This window comes from Gardnerella sp. KA00288, assembly GCF_049244085.1.
Taxonomy (GTDB): Bacteria; Actinomycetota; Actinomycetes; order Actinomycetales; family Bifidobacteriaceae; genus Bifidobacterium; species Bifidobacterium greenwoodii.
The window spans coordinates 212970-229071 of the sequence record NZ_CP058373.1; the positions used below are offsets into that span (position 1 = coordinate 212970).

Annotated in this window: 13 protein-coding genes and 1 tRNA gene; 13 read left to right on the plus strand and 1 reads right to left on the minus strand. The window is 49.0% G+C overall.

The annotated features are described in order from the left end of the window. Positions 1–23 precede the first annotated feature (23 nt). Positions 24–1466, plus strand: a complete 1443-nt coding sequence (locus HXT52_RS00820) for a Maf family nucleotide pyrophosphatase (RefSeq protein ID WP_004135600.1) — start codon at positions 24–26, stop codon at positions 1464–1466. A gap of 173 nt (positions 1467–1639) precedes the next feature. Here the strand turns inward: HXT52_RS00820 and HXT52_RS00825 are convergent, their stop codons facing one another. Next, on the minus strand, positions 1640–2581 hold the full coding sequence (locus tag HXT52_RS00825; protein ID WP_004135598.1) for an AEC family transporter: 942 nt from the start codon (positions 2579–2581) through the stop codon (positions 1640–1642). Between the two features lie 436 nt (positions 2582–3017). On the opposite strand from HXT52_RS00825, the gene HXT52_RS00830 reads away from it, so the two are divergent. The 12 genes from HXT52_RS00830 to HXT52_RS00885 all read left to right on the plus strand — a co-directional run bounded on the left by HXT52_RS00830 (position 3018) and on the right by HXT52_RS00885 (position 15857). Continuing rightward, positions 3018–6221: an Rne/Rng family ribonuclease gene (locus HXT52_RS00830; RefSeq protein ID WP_421775969.1), complete on the plus strand. Its 3204-nt coding sequence runs from the start codon at positions 3018–3020 to the stop codon at positions 6219–6221. Positions 6222–6411: 190 nt separating this feature from the next. After that, positions 6412–6720: a 50S ribosomal protein L21 gene (gene rplU, locus HXT52_RS00835; RefSeq protein ID WP_004129104.1), complete on the plus strand. Its 309-nt coding sequence runs from the start codon at positions 6412–6414 to the stop codon at positions 6718–6720. Between the two features lie 33 nt (positions 6721–6753). Then, the gene (rpmA, locus tag HXT52_RS00840) at positions 6754–7005 is read left to right on the plus strand and encodes a 50S ribosomal protein L27 (protein ID WP_004133764.1); all 252 of its coding nucleotides are present in this window, start codon (positions 6754–6756) and stop codon (positions 7003–7005) included. Between the two features lie 279 nt (positions 7006–7284). Continuing rightward, entirely contained in the window at positions 7285–8967 is a 1683-nt protein-coding gene (gene obgE / locus HXT52_RS00845) for a GTPase ObgE (protein ID WP_421775970.1), read from the plus strand. A gap of 20 nt (positions 8968–8987) precedes the next feature. After that, the gene (gene proB, locus HXT52_RS00850; RefSeq protein ID WP_004135592.1) at positions 8988–10133 is read left to right on the plus strand and encodes a glutamate 5-kinase; all 1146 of its coding nucleotides are present in this window, start codon (positions 8988–8990) and stop codon (positions 10131–10133) included. 233 nt (positions 10134–10366) lie between these two features. Continuing rightward, positions 10367–11605: a pyridoxal phosphate-dependent aminotransferase gene (locus tag HXT52_RS00855; protein ID WP_421775971.1), complete on the plus strand. Its 1239-nt coding sequence runs from the start codon at positions 10367–10369 to the stop codon at positions 11603–11605. Between the two features lie 138 nt (positions 11606–11743). After that, a tRNA-Trp gene (locus HXT52_RS00860) sits at positions 11744–11819 on the plus strand. A 38-nt stretch (positions 11820–11857) separates the two neighbouring features. Beyond that, entirely contained in the window at positions 11858–12085 is a 228-nt protein-coding gene (gene secE, locus HXT52_RS00865) for a preprotein translocase subunit SecE (protein ID WP_004128616.1), read from the plus strand. A 26-nt stretch (positions 12086–12111) separates the two neighbouring features. After that, positions 12112–12969: a transcription termination/antitermination protein NusG gene (gene nusG, locus HXT52_RS00870; RefSeq protein WP_421775972.1), complete on the plus strand. Its 858-nt coding sequence runs from the start codon at positions 12112–12114 to the stop codon at positions 12967–12969. A 288-nt stretch (positions 12970–13257) separates the two neighbouring features. Then, complete coding sequence (rplK, locus tag HXT52_RS00875; protein WP_004118588.1) at positions 13258–13689, plus strand: 50S ribosomal protein L11; 432 nt, start codon at positions 13258–13260, stop codon at positions 13687–13689. A gap of 15 nt (positions 13690–13704) precedes the next feature. Further along, complete coding sequence (gene rplA / locus HXT52_RS00880; protein WP_410313585.1) at positions 13705–14400, plus strand: 50S ribosomal protein L1; 696 nt, start codon at positions 13705–13707, stop codon at positions 14398–14400. Positions 14401–15092: 692 nt separating this feature from the next. Further along, entirely contained in the window at positions 15093–15857 is a 765-nt protein-coding gene (locus HXT52_RS00885) for a hypothetical protein (RefSeq protein WP_421775973.1), read from the plus strand. Positions 15858–16102: the final 245 nt, after the last annotated feature.

Below are 16102 nucleotides of genomic sequence, written 5' to 3' on the forward strand. Positions count from 1 at the left end.
GGTATAAAAAGGAAGAGTAAAGTATGGCAGTTACGTTGATTTTGGCTTCAAAGTCGCCTGCGCGTAGAGCGGTTTTGGCGGCGGCCGGCGTGATCCCTGTGATTCACGAGAGTGAAGTGGATGAGCCGGCGGCTTTGCGCGATGCGGCTAGTGAGCGCGGAACAAACGTTGAAGAGTTGAGCGCTGAGCAACGCGTTTCGATTTTGGCGCGCGCGAAGGCTTCTGCCGTGTATGATGCGTGGAAGTGTGTGGCGGATGCGGCTGCAAGCGCTAGTGGCGATTTGGTTGTTGGATATCCGCTGGAAGCTGAAGCTGAAACTGCGGGATCTGAATCTTCTGAAATTGGTGAATCTTCTAGCAACGCTTTAGCAAGCGACTCTCAAGCAGACGTAACGCATAACGTAGATACCGCGCAAACTCGCGACTTTTCAGGCGTAACTGTTCCTACAAAAACTTTCGATATTCACGATTTTGCATATACAAATAAATCTTCTCATGATTGTAGCGGTGTACTGATTGTTGGCTGCGATTCCATGTTCCTGCTCGATGGCGAATGCTACGGAAAGCCGCACACGCCCGAAATTGCTTTTGAGAGAATCAAGAATATGAGTGGCAAAACAGGACAATTGTGGACTGGTCATTGCTTAATCGACGCAAAAACTGGCAAAATTGTATGCAAAACAAGCCACGCAAGTGTAACTTTTGCACATATGAGCGACGCTGAAATTCGCGCGTACGTAGAAACTGGCGAGCCGCTGGAAGTTGCGGGATCCTTTACGCTAGAAGGATTCGGCGGAGCTTTTATTGAGGGAATTCAGGGAGATCCGCACGGAGTTCTTGGAATCAGCTTGCCTCTTCTTCGCAATATGGTTGCCGAGCTTGGATACGCCTGGCCAGATTTGTGGAATAAGAATACCTTGGAAGAAGTTGGTGCGAAGAACGATCCGACTTCCACAGAAGTTCCTAAAGAAAATGTGCATCAGCCGGGGGATGGTTGGGTGCAGTGCAATTGTGGGCGAAGGCACTGGGGTCATAACGGTGCTGCTGGAGTGCTGCTTGCTAGGCGAGATGAGGCGACCGGGCGCGTGACGCACGTTGTGATGCAGCATCGCGCGCTTTGGAGTGCGGAAGGCGGTACTTGGGGCATTCCGGGCGGAGCAATTTCCGACGGCGAAAGTGCAATTGAGGGAGCGTTGCGCGAGTCGTTTGAAGAAGCGAATATTACTTCGGAAGATATTGAGGTTGTTGGAGCTTACCGTGAAGATCACGGAAACTGGTGCTATACAACGGTTTTTGCGTTTGAAAAGCCGGGGCATAGTGTGGATCCTTGCGCGCACGACGACGAGAGTATGGAAATTAAGTGGGTGCCGATTGACGACGTGCCTAAGTTGAAGCTGCTTACGGCAATGCGCACTGATTGGCCGTCTTTCCGCGCGCGCCTTGATTCGCTTGCCTCGATTCTCTAGTTGCGCAAAGGTAGGTGCGCAAAGGTAGGTGCGCAAAGGTAGGTGCGCAAAGGTAGCTTCAATTTGGAAGTAGACTTCCAAGTATGAGTTAGTTTTGCGGAATCTGGAAGTAGACTTCCAACTTGCGAAAGGTAAATTTCTTGTTGCAAATGCTACGAATGTGCGAGAATTAGTTACCCCAAAATGGCGGCGATTACAGCTATGCAAATCGGGCTGGTAACCGTAGAAAACAGGATTCCGTCACGCGCAAAACTTAAGCCAACGCCGTATCTAGCTGCATAATTGTAAACGTTTTGGCCTGTTGGAAGCGCCGCAAGCACAACGCACGCGTACAAAGTCGCCCCGCGAAAACCCATCACAAAGTAAGCCAGCAAAAACGCAATAATTGGCATAATCAAATTTTTCAGCACCGCAACTGTTGCAATCGCAGCGCGATTTGAATCCTTCTGCAAAGGTCTACTTCCGTAAAGCGACATACCGAAAGCCATCAAAATCATAGGGACTGCGGAATCGCCAATCATTTTAATAGGATCGTACAAAAAATTCGGAACAGGGAAATAGCCAACTTTTGCGGAAATCGCAGAAATCACAATTCCGCCAAGAGATCCAATTAAAAGCGGCTGCTTCAAAGGCTGCTGAGCAATACGCTTAAGCGAGAATTTGCCGGTAGTCGTGATGTCAAGAACCGTCAAGCCAACAGGAGTAAAAACGGCCTGTTGCATAACCAAAATTGGCGCTACGAGTGCAGGATTTCCAAGAATATAAGTTGCAACCGGCAATCCAATATTATTGGAATTTAAGTAAAGCGAATTAAGCGCGCCAATTGTGCAGTCGGCTGCAGGAAGGTGGAAAAATATGCGGTTAAGCAATATGAACGCAAGTCCAACAATCATTGCAGAAAAGAACGCAACAAAAATCGAAGAATGAAAAATCTCAAAAATAGGCTCTTTAGAAAGAATTGCGAACATTAAGCAAGGGCTTGAAACGAAGAAACTTACTCGATTTAGCACCATTTGAGCTTGAGAGCCGCCAATGTGAAGGCGGGCGGTAATATAGCCGGCAAGAATCACAATGCCGATTACGCAAAAGCCTTGCATAGCGCTGATTAAGCCCATTTCGTGCCTCCCAAGGGTATCGCAAATTATTCCAAATATTATTCCAAATATTAAGTAGTGCGCAAATATATTCGTACAAACCTCTGCTGCAACTATAGGAGCGATATGCAACTTTTGCGAGTGCGCAAACGATTTGCATTAGTGCAGATAGTAGCGCGCGTGTAGTTTTTCTGCTTTTGGCTTAAAAGCAACGTTGTAAATTTTAATATTCAGTAAATTAGATATTTGACTCGGCAATATGGCATACTAGAGAACGGTGGCACTGCAAGCCGCCGGGCGATTGATGGCGTCGATCCCCTCGTGAGTGTTTTTCCGAGGCTGGCGTCCGCCGTCGCGCAATTAGACTTTGTAGAGAGCCTTGGGGTGGCTCGCGTGTGTGCGTGTTCATCTTAAAGCCAGGGATGCGAGGCGATTGCAGCGTTTCGTGAGGAGCATAGTGCCCAGAATAATTAGAGAACGCTTCAATGAATCTGAAGCTGAAAATAGTATAACTGTGTCTAAAAATCCGGTTGCAGCTAAAGATGCTAAAGATGCTAAAGATGCGTCGTTTGTTGGCGCTTCTGCTGCAGGTATAGCTGCTGGTTCCGCTGCTTCTGCTGGAGTTGTGCGTCGTCGCCGCGGTCGTCGTGTGACGCGTGGTGCTGGTGCCGCCGGCGAAGCAATGGAATTGAAGGTAGAAGAGTCGAGCACGAAGATTTTTGATAGTGGTGTTGATAGCGGTGATAATAATCGCACAAATGTCAGCACACGCACTAATAGTCGCACTAATAATCGCGCTGCTGCTCGCTCTAATAACGTTGAAGGCCGCTCCGAAAGCAATCTTGGCGGCCGAGTCTACAATAACGCTGAAAGTAACGTTGAAAGTAACGCTGAAAGTCACACGCCATCGCGCCCTATCACTTCTTTGCTATTCCAAGAGCCTGTTTTGCCTGCTCATGTTAATAGTGGGAATGAAAGCGAACGTTTGCGCGCAGATTCCAGCGATGATTCTCGCGCGGATTCACATTCGTCTTCCCGCGCGGATTCTCGCTCTGATTCTCGCTCTGATTCGCGCGCAAATTCTCGCGCGGACGCGCGTTCTGATTCTCAATCGGATTTTGAAGACGAATCTGAAAACAGTGCGAATGAGCGTCAAAGCCGTCGCAATAATCGAAATCGCAATGAATCTTCTCAAAAAAGCCAACGTTCTCGCCGCTCGCGTCGTCTTAACGCGGTTGAGCGCCGAGCTGCTGCCGAAGTCGAGCAAATTGAAGAGGATCTTGCGTATGACGATATTGTTTATGCGCCTATTGATACTAAAATCGATGAAACTCTTGATGTTAGCGATATTTTAGATAGAGACGATAGCGACGATCGCGGCAACAGAAGCGATCGCAGCAATCGAGGAAATCTTCGCAATCGAAGGAATCGCAGCAATAGCGACGACCGCAGCGATCGCAGCGACATTCGAGATGATAATCAAGACAGTAATGATGATGGTCAAGATGATGATCAGGATGCTGGCTTGCGTCGTCGCCGTCGTATTCGCGACTCGTCAAGCAGCATTTTTGATGAAGATGACGATGAGGGAATGATAACGCGTCGTCGTCGCCGTCGTCGTTCTTCGCGCGAAAATCTTGACGAAGTACCTCAGGAAGATCGCGATTTAATCCCAGATCCAGAAGAACTTCGCGCTCAAGACGAAGAAGAAACGCTGTACACGCGTCGTCGCCGTCGTCGCCGCTCTAAGTCTTCGGATGATTCCGCAGCTTCGTCGCAATCGCAGTCTTCGCAGTCGTCGTTGTCTTCCTCGGATGATTCATTTGCTTCTTCCCGCTTAAGTAGCGATGATTTATCTTCTAGGCGCTCTCGCAAGCAGCAGTATATTGACGAAATCACGGATATTGAGGGCTCTACTAGACTTGAAGCAAAGCGTCAGCGCCGTCGTGACAATCGCCGTGAGCGCGCACGTCAAAACTTAATTATGGAGCAGGATTTCCTTGCTCGTCGCGAAAATGTTGATCGTTTGATGGTGGTTCGCGAGCGCGACCGTCACACGCAAATTTCTGTTATTGAAGACAATATTCTTGTTGAACACTACGTTTCCGATATTCAAGAAGTTGCAACTGTTGGCAATATTTATCTTGGTCGTATTCAAAACGTGCTTCCAAGTATGGAAGCTGCATTTGTGGATATTGGTCAGGCTCGAAATGGCGTGCTCTATGCTGGCGAAGTCAACTGGGATATGACGCGTTTGGAAGGCCAGCCTCGCAGAATTGAGCTTGCTTTTAAGTCCGGAGATCCTGTGCTTGTGCAGGTTACTAAGGATCCGATTGGTCACAAGGGTGCGCGACTAACTTCGCAAGTAACTCTTGCTGGTCGTTTCCTTGTGCTTGTTCCTTCTGGCGGAATGACGGGCGTAAGCCGCAAGCTTTCAGATCGTGAGCGCTCGCGTTTGCGCGCTATTGTTTCTAAGATTGCTCCAAAAGATATGGGCATTATTATTCGTACTGCTGCTGAGGGTGCAAGCGAAGAGGCAATTCAAAAGGATCTTGAATCGCTTGTTAAGCAGTGGGAGCGCATTGAAGCAAAGCGCGAGGAGTATTTGCACGGCAAGCGTCCTAAGCTGCTTCAAGGCGAGCCGGATGTGGCTATTCGTGTTGTTCGAGATATTTTCAACGATGACTTCCAGAAGCTTATTGTTGAAGGCGAGGGCGTGCACCAGCGCATTAATGAATATCTTGAAATGATGGCACCTGATTTGTTGAGCAAGGTTGAGTATTGGGATCCTGCTGAGCATGAGGGTAAAGATATTTTCGACAAGTGGCAGATTGATAGCCAGCTTCGAAAGGGCATGGAGCGTCAGGTTTACTTGCAGTCGGGTGGCTCGATTGTTATTGATCGAACTGAAGCTATGACTACTATTGACGTTAATACTGGTCGTTTTATTGGACGCGGTAAGTCTTTGGAAGAAACGGTTACTCGCTGTAATTTGGAAGCTTCCGAAGAAATTGCGCGACAGTTGCGTTTGCGCGATATTGGCGGCATGGTAATGATTGATTATGTAGACATGGTTATGCCAGCCAACCGTGATTTGGTGTTGCGAAGACTGCTTGAGTGCTTGGCGCGCGATAGAACTAAGCATCAGGTTGCTGAAGTTACTTCGCTTGGTCTTGTGCAAATGACGCGTAAGCGTGTTGGACAGGGTTTGGTTGAAGCCTTCTCGGAGGAATGCCCAACGTGCAAGGGTCGTGGATTTATTCTGCACGATGAGCCGACGGTTTCTTCAGAATATGCCGACCCTTATGCGCTTAAGGGTGGAGATCCGTTTGTGAAAACGAACAAGTATGGTCATGGAACTTCTACCGTTGCTCCAGAACCTCAAAAGCAGCAGGGTTCTAGCGCTGAAGTGCGTGCTAAGCTTGCGCGTATCGCTGCAGCGTCCGCAATTAGTGAATCTACAGAATCTGCTGGAAATTCTGGAAATGATGAAAATGCGGAAAATGTAGAATCTGCGGAAAGTGCGGAAGTAATTGAAACTAAAGAAACTGCTAATTTCGCAGAAAATGCGGAATCTACCGAATCTGTAGAATCTTCTGAACCTGCAAAAACTGAAGAATATACGGAATATACAGAATATAGAGAGCCTACGGAGTATTAATAATCTTAAGGATAATCTATTAAGTATATGCCTTGAGTACAATATTGAATATTGTCTGCATTGCCCAATGAAACTAACCACTTGACGTTAGTACATGGGTGGGTGTATTTTTGATAGTCGGTGTCTTGCCGCGCGCATTTTGCTGTGCGCAAGACAGAAGTAAGCTTTCAATTGAGCTAAGGAACGAATTATGTACGCGATTGTGAAGGCCGGTGGCCATCAAGAGAAGGTCGAGGTTGGCGACGCCATTCTCGTGAACCGTCTCGATGCGAAGAAGGGCGATACCGTGGAATTCCCGGTCGCGCTCGTTGTTGACGGTGCTAAGGTGACCTTAAGCGCCAAGGATCTTGCTAAGATCACGGTGAAGGCAGAAGTCTTGAACGACGAAGCCAAGGGCCCAAAGATTAGCATTATGAAGTTTAAGAACAAGACTGGTGTGGCTCGTCGCAAGGGTCATCGCCAGAAGTTGACTCTCGTCAAGATCACGGCCATCGCCTGATTGACGGTGTTATAAACCTGAAAGGACAGTGAGATGGCACATAAGAAGGGTGCGTCTAGCTCGCGCAACGGTCGCGACTCGCAAGCGCAATATCTTGGTGTGAAGAAGTTCGGCGGTGAAGCTGTTGTGGCTGGCAACATTATCGTTCGTCAGCGCGGCACTAAGTTCCACGCCGGTCAGAATGTTGCTTTGGGCAAGGATCACACGCTGTACGCTTTGACGGACGGCAATGTGAAGTTCGGCATTCGTCGCGACCGCAAGGTTGTTGACGTTGTTACCGCCTGAGTGACAAATTAGTCTTCGAGCCGCACCCAATTCGGTGCGGCTTTTTTGTTCTCGCATATTTCCTCGTTTTTGGAGCGTTGAAGCGGGTTTGGTGCTCCAAACGCCGTATAAATTTCCGGCGTTTGTGGTCAAAAACAGCCAGAGCGGAAACAAATGCCGTATAAATTTCCGGCAAATGTGGTCAAAAACAGCCAGAGCGGAAACAAACGCCGGGAAAATCTCCGGCAAATGTTTTCGTAGCTTCGAGATTAAGTGTTTAGCTTCGAGTAAGGTAGCAGTATGAGTGATTTTGTAGATCGCGTAACAGTGCACGTGAAGGGTGGCGACGGCGGCAATGGTTCCGCCGGAGTCCGTCGCGAAAAGTACAAGCCATTGGCAGGCCCAAACGGCGGCAATGGTGGAGACGGCGGTTCAGTTATTTTTGTAGCTGATCGTAACGCAAATAGCTTACTCGACTACCGTTTTATGCCTCATCGAACAGCAGAGAATGGCACGATGGGCTTGGGCGACACTAAAGACGGTTCAAAAGGCGCTGATTTGGTGCTTCCTGTGCCTGTTGGAACTGTTGTTTTCACAGCCAAAGGCGCAGCTGGAGCCGCTAAGCGTCCGGGTGAAGTTTTGGCGGATTTGCGTCATGTTGGGGATAAATTTGTTGTAGCTCAAGGCGGTGCCGGTGGTCTTGGTAACGCAGCTTTGGCAAATAAAGTACGACGTGCTCCAGGTTTTGCTCTTTTGGGAGAGCCAGGCGAAGAACGCGACGTAATTTTGGAACTCAAATCTATTGCAGACGTGGCTTTAGTAGGCTTCCCATCTGCAGGAAAATCAAGCCTAGTCGCATCAATTAGCGCAGCCAAACCAAAAATTGCTGACTATCCGTTTACTACTTTGGTGCCAAATCTTGGCGTAGTAAGTTTCGGAAATTATCGCTACACAATTGCAGACGTGCCAGGTTTGATTCCAGGAGCATCCGAAGGAAAGGGCTTGGGTCTTGAGTTTTTGCGCCATATTGAGCGCACGGAAATTATTGCGCACGTAATTGATTGCGCAACTCTTGAGCCAAATCGCGACCCAATTAGCGACTATCACGCTCTTGAACATGAGCTTTCGCAATACGCTAACAAACTTGAGCTTCCGTTGGGCGCAATCCCAATTCCGGAGCGTCCGCGAATTATTATTCTTAACAAAGTCGACGTCCCTGAAGCTAAGGAATTGGCTGATTTTGTGCGCGGCGAGTTTGAGAAAATGGGATTGACTGTATTTGAGATTTCTACAGCATCTCACGAAGGCTTGAAAGAGCTTGGTTTTGCGCTTGGTCGACTGGTTGAAAAGATGCGTGAGAAGCTCGCTGCCGAGGAAGCGGCTCGCGAAGAAGAGCGCGTTGTTATTCAGCCTCTTGAGCAGCCGGCTTCGACTTTGCGCAGGCGTCGCGATGATGGTCGCGGAAACAGTTCGGACTTTGAAATTAAGCGCGAAGAAGACAGAAATGGTGATTTTTGGTTCACTGTAACCGGTACCAAGCCGGAGCGCTGGGTTGTACAAACGAATTTTGACAACGACGAAGCAGTAGGCTACTTGGCAGATCGTTTGGCAAAGCTCGGTGTTGAAGACGAGTTGCGCAAGAAGGGCGCGCGTCCGGGAGATGAAATTCGCATTGGTAGCGGCAAGCACATGGTTTGCTTCGACTGGGATCCAAGCATTGCAGCCGGTGCGGAAGGATTGGACGGAGCTAATTTGGGTGCGCGTGGCAAGGATTTGCGACTCGAAGCGAACGATCCTCGCGGAGCAAGACGCACGAATGCAGAGCGTAGACGAGATTATCACAGCATGATGGACGCTAAATCTGCGGTTCGAGAAGCGATGATGGCTGAGCGAAAGTCGGGACATTGGGCGGATCCTTCTGTGGACGACGATCGTCATGACGAAAATAGCTTATTTGGGCGCGGTGAAGAACAGGAAAACTAGCGGAATCAAGGGGGGATTTTATGAGTAATCCGGAAATTGAACTTACCGAAGACGGGGTTCGGTGTTCAATCCGCGAGGCGCGCACAATTGTTGTAAAAGTAGGCTCAAGCTCTCTTACGGACGCATCTGGGCGGCTGGATGTGCAAAAGTTGCGTGCTCTTGTTTCTGCAATTAGTCACGCGCAAATGCAAGGTGCTCGAATTGTTCTTGTGTCTTCTGGTGCGATTGCCGCGGGCTTTGGACTACTTGGTTTTGCGGAGCGTCCAAAAGATGTGCCAACTCAGCAGGCCACGGCTTCGGTTGGTCAAGGCTTGCTTATGGCACAATATGAAGCAGCATTTTCGCAATTTGGTTTCAGAGTAGGGCAGATGTTACTGACGGCAGACGTTACTATTTCGCCATCTCGCTACCGTAACGCGCAGCGCACAATGACGCGTTTGCTGGAACTTGGCGTAATCCCAATCGTAAACGAAAACGATGCGCTTTCTAGCAACGAAATTCGCTTCGGCGACAACGATAGACTCGCAGCTATTGTGGCAAATATTGTGCGTGCAGAAGCGCTTGTGCTGCTTACAGATGTGGATTCGCTTTATACTGCGCCGCCTAGCGAGCCTGGTGCAAAACGAGTGAGCTTTGTGCCGGATGTGACGCGCGCTTTAGAAGAAGTGAAGGTTGGTGCAAGTGTTTCGGGAGTAGGCACTGGGGGTATGGTGACGAAGCTGGAGGCTGCGCATGTGGCGGCAGTTTCAGGTATTCCAACCGTGCTTACTTGTGCTGGAAACGCAGGGCCGGCCCTTGCTGGAGATGTTGTTGGAACTGCGTTTGCTCCGGTTCATACGCGCGATTCTGCTAGGCGACTTTGGATTGGGTTTGCGTCACATCCTCACGGAACGCTGGTGGTTGATGAGGGTGCTGCTAAGGCTGTGCGCGGCGGACGTGCGAGCCTTCTTGCGGCTGGTATTGTGCGTGTTTGCGGAGAGTTTTCGGCAACGGATCCGGTGTGGATTGACGACGAGCAGGGAAATCACTTGGCGAAAGGTTTAGTGGCTTTTGATGCTGAGGAGATTCCGGAGATTATGGGGCGCACAAGCGATGAGCTTGAGGAGTCGCTTGGCAGGCAGTATGCGCATCCGGTGGTGCATCGCGACAATCTTGTGCTTGTGTAATTAGCTGTAGCTCCAAATGCGCGCAACTTGTCCCGCGTTTGGAGGGTTGTGGCGTGGTTTTCGCTCCAAACGTGCGCAACTTTTCTCGCGTTTGGAGGGTTGTGGCGTGGTTTTCGCTCCAAACGCGGGGAATCCATCTCGCATTTGGAGCGTTTGTGTTGCTTTGGCGCTCCAAACGTGGGGAATTTTCCGGCAAATTTACCGTTTCGCGGCTTGCGGTTACACTAGAAACCATGGCAGAGAATATGGTAGATACTTCCGCACAAGAAGATTGGCGCGTATTAAGCGAGCGCATAAACCGGGTAGCACCAAGCGCAACGCTTGCAGTTGACGGCAAAGCAAAAGCTATGAAAGCTTCCGGCGTTGACGTAGTAAGTTTCGGCGCAGGCGAGCCGGATTTTCCTACTCCTTCTTATATTGTCGAAGCTGCAGCTGCGGCTTGCAAAGACCCTCGAAACTACCGATACACCGCTACTGCCGGTCTTCCGGAGCTTAGAGAAGCAATCGCCCGTAAAGTTAAGCGCGATTCTGGCTACGAAGTCTCACCGAATCAAGTCGTAGTAACAAACGGCGGAAAGCAAGCCGTTTACGAAGCTTGCCAAATCCTTCTAAATGATGGCGACGAAGTTATTATTCCAGCCCCATATTGGACTAGCTACCCGGAGGCCGTGAAACTTGCGGGCGGCGTTCCTGTGCCGGTTTTGGCAGGCGCAGAACGCGGTTTTGAGCCAGATATTGATGCGCTTGAAGCCGCTCGCACTCCACGCACTCGCGCAATTATTGTAAATTCGCCTTCGAATCCTACGGGCGCTATTTGGAGCGCACAAACTATTCGCGCAATCGGCGAGTGGGCTGTAAAGCACCATATTTGGGCTCTTTCTGACGAAATTTACGAGCATCTTCATTACGACGGAATTGCTACTTCTTACATTGGCGTTGAGGTTCCGGAAGTTAGAAATCAGCTGCTGATTTTAAACGGTGTTGCAAAGACTTACGCAATGCCAGGATGGCGAGTTGGTTGGATGGTTGCGCCTGCGGATGTTGCAAAAGCTGCTGTAAAGCTGCAAAGTCACATGACTTCTAACGTTTCTAATATTTCGCAACGAGCCGCAATTGCTGCAGTTGGCGGATCTTTAGACGTGGTTAGCACAATGCGCGAGTCTTTTGACGCTCGTCGCAAAGCAATTGTGGAAGCGCTGAATAATATTGACGGCGTTACTTGTCCGCTTCCTCACGGCGCTTTTTACGCTTTTGCTAACGTTGAGGCGCTTCTTGAGCGTCCTCTTGGCGAACATTGCGAAGTTCCGCATACTTCTTCGCGATTCGCGGAAATGTTGCTTGATGAAGCACATGTTGCTGCCGTTCCAGGAGAGGCTTTTGGCGCTCCAGGTTATTTGCGATTTTCTTGCGCGCTCGCGGACGATCAGCTTGCAGAAGGTATGCGTCGCATGAAAAAGTGGGTTGAGGCTTAGTTTTAGTAGGTTGAGGCTTAGTTTTATACGACACTCGCTAAATGCTATTAGTCGCGAAATCATGCCCATGAGATAACATAGCTATCTGGCGGTTTTGCTATGTCGCACCTTTTGGGGTATGATAAGCAAGTTCACCATAGGGATGTGGCGCAATTGGTAGCGCAACGGTCTCCAAAACCGTAGGTTGTGGGTTCGAGTCCCGCCGTCCCTGCCAGTTTTTTAGTTCACAAATTCTACACGAAGGAATAAGGCATGGCACAGGCACGCAGCACTAAGAAAGCAGTAAAGCCGAACTTGTTCATGCGCATTGGCATGTTCGTCAAGCAAACTATCGACGAAACGCGCAAGGTTGTTGCTCCTCATGGCAAAGAGTTGTTCGCTTGGTCTATAGCTGTGTTCATATTCGTTGTGTTCTTAATGGCTTTCGTAACCTGCATGGATCTTGGCTTAGGCAAGTTCGTAATGTGGTTGTTCGGCTGAGTTGAAATTTTGAAGGTGTATAAAATATGACTGATGAGTTCAATCCCGAAGAAGCAGAAGCTGTAGAAGTTGCAAATGCTGTAGAAGATGTTGAAGCCGTAGATGCAGCTCCAGTTAACGATGCTTCTGATGCTGCTGCTGATTCTTCTGACGATGCCGCAGCTGTTGCCGCTGTTGCGTCTCTTGACGCAGAGAACGCGGAAGCTGAAGCTGGCGCAACTGATGCCGAATCAACTGATTCTGAATCTACTGAAGACGATCCAACTGATGCCGGCGCAATTGCTGTAGCTGAGTTTTCTAAGAAGCTGCGCACTTTGGAAGGCAAGTGGTATGTGCTTCACACTTACTCTGGCTATGAGAAGCGCGTAAAGACTAACGTTGAATCTCGTGTGCAGAACTTTGGTTTGGAAGATAAGATTTTCCAGATTGAAGTTCCAATGGAAGAAGTTGAGAAGCATACGGAAAAGGGTAAGAAAGTTATTACCCGCGTGCGCGTGCCAGGTTATGTACTTATTCGCATGTGGCCGGATGAAAATGCTCGTCGCATTGTGCGCGAAACCGAAGGCGTTACCGGTTTCGTTGGGCCTTCTAGAGAGCCAGCTCCATTGAGCCGCAAGGAAGTTGTGGCAATGATGGCTCCAATGATTGCTTCCGAAGCTTTGAAGAATGCTGGAGATAAGCCGGCTGCCGCACGTAAGCGCAAGGTTGAAGTTGCTTACAAGGTTGGCGATCAGGTTACTGTTACCGACGGTCCATTCTCTACTATGGCTGCTGTGGTTTCGGACGTTGAGCCTACAACTCAGAAGCTTACTGTTTTGGTTTCTATCTTCGGCCGTGAAACTCCTGTGGAGCTTGGTTTCAACCAGGTTGAGCCGATTGTTTGAGCCAAAAGTTTAATCTGAAATCTTAAGCCTATAGATTTAAGTTTTTATAACACAAACCGGGGTGCGTTAATTTGCACTCCGGTTTTTGTTGCTTAAGCAAAAATAGTTGCAGCTGTTGTAATGCAGCGTGTCGCGAAGATGTGGCATAATAGGAAGGCTTGTGACTGGAGGAGTAATCCGCTAGCACAGCACAGCAATACAAGATGCGGGAGGAAGCTGCAAAACGGCTTTATATCAGCGTTTGCAGCAACCGTTTGAACCGCTTGTACAAGAAAGAAGAACCATATTATGGCTCCGAAAAAGAAAGTCTCCGCGCTTATTAAGCTCGAGATTCAGGCTGGTAAAGCAAATCCAGCCCCACCACTGGGTCCAGCATTGGGTTCCCACGGCGTGAACATCATGGACTTCTGCAAGGCCTATAACGACCAGACGAAGGACAAGATGGGTCAGATCGTACCAGTTGAAATCACTGTTTACGAAGATCGTTCCTTCACCTTCATTTTGAAGACCCCACCAGCCGCTGCTTTGTTGCTTAAGGCTGCTGGCATTCAGAAGGGCACCGAGAATCCATTGACTCACAAGGTTGGTTCTGTGACCAAGGCTCAGGTGCGCGAAATCGCTGAAATCAAGATGCCTGACCTCTCCGCACGTGACGTCGAGGCCGGTATGAAGATTATCGCGGGCACTGCTCGCTCGATGGGTATTACCGTTACCGACTGAAAGTGAGTGGAGAAAATGGTGAAGCGTTCTAAGAAGTATCGTGAAGCGGCTGAAAAGATCGACCGCAATAATCTTTACACCCCAGCTGAAGCTATCGCTTTGTTGAAGAGCATGCCAAAGCACGCTTTCGACGAGTCTGTTGAAGCTGTTATGCGCCTTAATGTGGATCCACGTAAGGCTGATCAGTTGGTTCGTGGCGTTGTGAACTTGCCAAACGGCACCGGTAAAACCGCTAAGGTTTTGGTGTTCGCTCGCGGTCCAAAGGCTACTGAGGCTCAGGAAGCTGGCGCCGACATCGTTGGTGATGACGAGCTCATTGAAAAGGTTGCCGGTGGCTTCCTTGACTTCGATGCCGTTGTTGCAACCCCAGACATGATGGGTAAGGTTGGCCGCTTGGGTCGTGTTCTCGGTCCTCGTAGCTTGATGCCAAACCCAAAGACTGGCACCGTGACGATGGATGTTGCCAAGGCTGTTGCAGACATTAAGGGCGGCAAGATTGAGTTCCGCGTGGATCGCCAGGGCAACCTGTCCTTCCTCTTCGGCAAGCTTTCCTTCGATGCCAAGGCTCTTGAAGAGAACTTCAAGGCTGTTGCAGACGAAATCCGCCGTTTGAAGCCAACAACCATTAAGGGTCGTTACATTACTAAGGTAACTGTGACTTCCACAATGGCTCCTGGTGTTCCAGTGGATATTGCAAGCATCGCTGCCTGATTTTATTGCTTAAGTTATTGCCTGCGTAATTTTGCGCACAATATAATTAAGCGCTAAGGCTTAAACGCTGAAAATGTGCTCTTTTTGAGTTACGTTTTCAGCGTTTTTTGTTACTTGCGTCGCTGCGTTTCTGCGTTAGTAACGAATAATTGCGATTTAGTGTTGATAGTGCAGTACGCAGACTGCGTTAGTAACGAATAATTGCGATTTATCGTTACTGGCGCAGTGCGAAGACTGCATTAGTAACGAATAGGTGACGATGTGGTTCGCGGCGCTTGGGGAGTACGATGGGCGTGCGGCGCGCGCGGGGCGTACGGCGTGTCGTTTAGGAATGGCGGTTTTTCAAGGCTTTGCGGGCGGCGCAGGGGAGCAGCCGCGAGTTTCCTGAGAGTTTTCTGAGAAAAATCTTTGAAAATCTTGAAATAGTATTTTTTACGATTAAACAGTGTTGTTTAGCGTATTTTTTTATGGTTTTACACGCTTTTACTGGAATATTTTTGTAATTTTGTTGATATTTTCTTTGTTGGCTGCTTGTTTTTGCTCTTGACTTTTTCGAACGGGGGGGGGGGTATGTTAATAACAGCTTTCAGCTAGATGCTCTATCTGAAAGTTATTCACAAGAGATTGATTTTGTGGGTTTATGTTTTTTCACTGCGTTTTAAGCGTGGTGGAGAAGAAGAAAGGAAAATATTATGTTTAACAAGAAGGCTATCGCCGCACTCGCTGCTGGCGCCACCCTCGTTTCTGGCTTGGCTTTTGCTGCTCCAGCTTTCGCTGCAGGTTTTTCTGGCTATGGTAGCGGCACTAATGGTGACGTTACTAAGCACGGCACTACTGAACAGCTCGGTGATACTACTCAGACTGATTCTCCAGCCAAGCCTCAGAAGGCTAGCGACATGCGTTTTGGTGAAGCTTCCAAGTTCGATGAAAAGGGCATTAAGGCTACAGATTATCCAGCATACGAGAACCCAGTTTACAACGAGGGTTACAATCCTGAGTATTCCAAGCATGCTTCTGCTGTAGAAGCTAAGAACAATGAGCTTGTTCGCTTGTACAACAAGAAGATTGAAAAGATTTACGCATGCGGCACTGCTGATGCTCTTATTGCAGATAAGACTAAGTGCGTTGCTGAGATGGAGAAGGAGAAGGAGAACTTCGTTAACAACCGTCTCCCAAGCCTTTCTACTGAGGATGTTTACGGCCCACGCGATTCCAAGAACCGCACCGTAATGAAGTCTCATCGTCCAATCGATGGAGATAAGGCTCCAGCTAAGGCTCCGGCTAAGGCTGCCGCTCCAGCTGCTGCCGCTGCTCCAGCTAAGGCTGCTGCTAAGGCTGAAGCTAAGAAGTGCGCTTCTGCTCCATTGGCTAAGACCGGTGCTGCTGTAGCTTTGGCTGCTGTTGCTGCTTCCGTGCTTGCTGGCATGGGTGCTGCTCTTCGCAAGATCCGTCACTAAGCTGTTAGCACGTTAAGTGTGTTGATTGTTTAATGATTTGTTTGTGAGCGCACTGTATGTGAGTATGGTGCGCTCACTTGTTAAATCTTTCACTCAACGTGCTGCAAGGGCTTTATGTTTTTGTGGCGGGTTTGCTTTCGGGCTTTTGCATGATTCTACTGTTTTGCCAAATCTCTTTCTTCACGGTAGTGTTGTGCGCTGGTTTTCGAGGGCGTGACTGTTGAGTGTTTGGCTGGCTTGTTTGT